This is a genomic window from Ignavibacteria bacterium, from assembly GCA_016873775.1.
Classification (GTDB): Bacteria; Bacteroidota; Ignavibacteria; order UBA10030; family F1-140-MAGs086; genus JAGXRH01.
In genome coordinates this window covers 1-2,918 of sequence record VGWC01000135.1, presented here as the reverse complement: position 1 = coordinate 2,918, position 2,918 = coordinate 1, and the positions used below count along the sequence as shown (strand labels likewise).

The 2,918-nt window shown below is 41.9% G+C and carries 4 protein-coding genes; 2 read left to right on the top strand and 2 right to left on the bottom strand.

Features of this window, described 5'->3' with window-relative positions:
* Both FJ218_11310 and FJ218_11305 read left to right on the top strand, forming a co-directional pair.
* Positions 1–1,493: YifB family Mg chelatase-like AAA ATPase (locus FJ218_11310; GenBank protein MBM4167489.1), on the top strand; the 1,493-nt coding region annotated here is incomplete at its 5' end.
* Positions 1,494–1,782: 289 nt separating this feature from the next.
* Complete coding sequence (locus FJ218_11305; GenBank protein ID MBM4167488.1) at positions 1,783–2,355, top strand: transposase; 573 nt, start codon at positions 1,783–1,785, stop codon at positions 2,353–2,355.
* Positions 2,356–2,380: 25 nt separating this feature from the next.
* Here the strand turns inward: FJ218_11305 and FJ218_11300 are convergent, their stop codons facing one another.
* Together FJ218_11300 and FJ218_11295 are read right to left on the bottom strand one after the other, a co-directional pair.
* Positions 2,381–2,491, bottom strand: a complete 111-nt coding sequence (locus FJ218_11300) for a DUF433 domain-containing protein (GenBank protein MBM4167487.1) — start codon at positions 2,489–2,491, stop codon at positions 2,381–2,383.
* A gap of 11 nt (positions 2,492–2,502) precedes the next feature.
* Positions 2,503–2,918, bottom strand: a 416-nt coding sequence (locus FJ218_11295) for a flavodoxin-dependent (E)-4-hydroxy-3-methylbut-2-enyl-diphosphate synthase (GenBank protein ID MBM4167486.1), incomplete at its 5' end; no start/stop codon positions are given.

Below are 2,918 nucleotides of genomic sequence, written 5' to 3'. Positions count from 1 at the left end.
ATTTCGTTGAAGTGGAAACGCATATTCAACCGAATACAACGCCGAACTTTTTACTCGTCGGTTTGCCGGATAATGCGGTGAAAGAAAGCCGCGAGCGTGTTTCATCGGCGATTCGTAATTCCGGTTTGCATTATCCCGGATTGAAAATTACGGTCAATCTCGCGCCGGCAGATGTGAAGAAAGAAGGTTCATCGTACGATTTACCGATTGCGATTGGAATTCTTGCTGCGAATGCAAACGTATCGGAAGAAAAATTGAGCGACTATATTATTCTCGGAGAACTCGCGCTTGATGGTTCGCTTCGTCCCATTCACGGCGTTCTTCCGATTGCGCTCGAAGTAAAACACAACAACAAACGCGGAATAATTTTACCAAAAGAAAATGCAAACGAAGCCGCGATGGTGCAAGGCGTGGAAGTGTTCGGCGTTTCAAGTTTAAATGAAGCGATTGAATTTCTGAACGGAAGTTCTTCGCTGCAACCGACAACAGTAAACATAAACGATGTTTTCGAAAACGCAACACACTACGCGCTCGATTTCGCTGATGTGAAAGGACAAGAAAATACAAAACGCGCACTCGAAGTTGCTGCCGCCGGTGGACACAACATCATAATGATTGGTCCGCCGGGAAGCGGGAAAACAATGCTCGCAAAACGTTTGCCTTCCATTCTTCCGCCGCTCACGTTTGAAGAAGCGATTCAAACAACGAAGATTCACAGCGTTGCAGGATTGCTTACAAAAAATTCCGCGCTCGTTGCAACACGTCCGTTTCGTTCGCCGCATCACACCATTTCCGATGCGGCATTAGTTGGCGGTGGAACAATTCCTCGTCCCGGAGAAATTTCGCTTTCGCATAATGGCGTATTGTTTCTCGATGAACTTCCCGAATTTGCGCGCAACGTGTTGGAAGTGTTGCGTCAACCGCTCGAAGATGGGAAAGTGAACATCGCGCGCTCAAAACTTTCCGTAGATTTTCCCGCAAGTTTTATGCTCGTGTGCGCGATGAATCCGTGTCCCTGCGGCAATCACGGACATCCATCGCAGCAATGCACGTGTGCTCCACAAATGATTCAACGCTATATGGGAAAAATTTCCGGTCCGTTGCTCGATAGAATTGATTTGCATATCGAAGTCCCCGTGGTAAAATTTCAGGAACTCTCGTCGAAAAAAGCAGGAGAAAATTCCGGTGCGATTCGTGAACGCGTTACAAAAGCGAGAGAAATTCAGCTGAGGAGATTTACGAACAAACCGCATTTATTTTCCAACGCGCAAATGCAATCGAAGGAAATAAAAGAGTGGTGTAAAATTGATAACGCGGGAGAAGAACTGTTGAAAATGGCGATGACAAAACTCGGACTTTCTGCGCGCGCGTACGATAGAATTTTGAAAGTCGCTCGCACCATTGCCGATTTAGCCGCAAGCGATGACATAAAAACCGAACACTTGAGCGAAGCAATTCAGTATCGTAGTTTGGATAGAAATTTGTGGATGTAAGGAATGATGTTGAAGGTGTTAGGTTTTAGAAATTTTTTCTTTGCGAAACTTTGCGCTTTCCTTTGCGTTACTTCGCAGTTAAGTACGATTTCTTTTTACCGCAAAGTCACGCAAAGTTTGTCGCAAAGGAACGCAGAGAAATTAAATCAAAATGAAACAATGTCAAGCACACAACTCATCCCAACAGAAATTATCGAGAAGCGAATAATTTTTCTTGGTTAAAAACAGTTTCTTGATATGTAGGGACAATTCATGAATTGTCCCTACAAAACATACATACAAATCGAAAATGTATAATCCTGATATTCACCATCGTCGCTCCATTCGATTGAGAGAATTTGATTATTCAAATACCGGAGCATATTTCATAACGTTGTGTTTGCAACATCGGGATTTGTTGTTTGGAAAATGTGAACACGGTTCGATTGAATTAAATGAATTTGGAAATATTGCAAAAAACATTTGGGTTTCATTGAAAGAAAGATTCAACAAGATTGAATTAGATGAATTCGTGATAATGCCAAATCATATCCACGGAATAATTGTGATTAAAAATGATAACGTTTCGGGAAATAATGTAGGGGCAATGAATGTAGGGGCAATTCATGAATTGCCCCTACAAAATAAGATAGAACGAAGAAATATGTTGTTACCAAAAATCATCGGTTATTATAAAATGAATTCTGCAAAACGTATCAACGAAATTCGTAAAACACGGGGTACGCACGTATGGCAAAAAAATTATTTTGAACGTGTTATTCGAAATGAAAACGAACTGATTAAAATTCGAGAATATATTATTACGAATCCTCTTCGATGGGAAATTGATAATGAGAAAATTGATGCAAATGGAAATTATTGACGTAGGGGCAATTCATGAATTGCCCCTACAATCGCACTAAATTGACGAGCATTGAAACGGGAATTCTCATTCTGCGAATACAGGCTTGTCCCGCCATTATGTTTTGTTGAAATGTAATTCTATCAAACCCTAACATATTTTTCTGCCTCAATTATTTTCCGGCACAAACTTTTCTACTTCTTCCAAAATCGTTGAAACGATTTCTTCTTCGCGCACTTTCTTTATTACTTCTCCTTTGCGATAGAGAATGGCAACACCTTTTCCCGCCGCGATTCCAATATCTGCTTCGCTTGCTTCGCCGGGACCATTCACAACGCAGCCAAGCACTGCAATCTTAATTGGCTTTTTTATTCCCGCAAGTTTTTCTTCGAGTTGCGCCATTATTCCGAACAAATCTACTTCCAATCGTCCGCACGTGGGGCAAGCGATGAGTTCAATATTCCGCGATGCAAGTCCGAGTGAGCGCAAAATTTCTTTTCCCACTTCAATTTCTTTTACCGGTTCATCCGTCAGCGAAACACGAATCGTATCGCCAATTCCTTCTGCAAGCAACGTTCCGATTC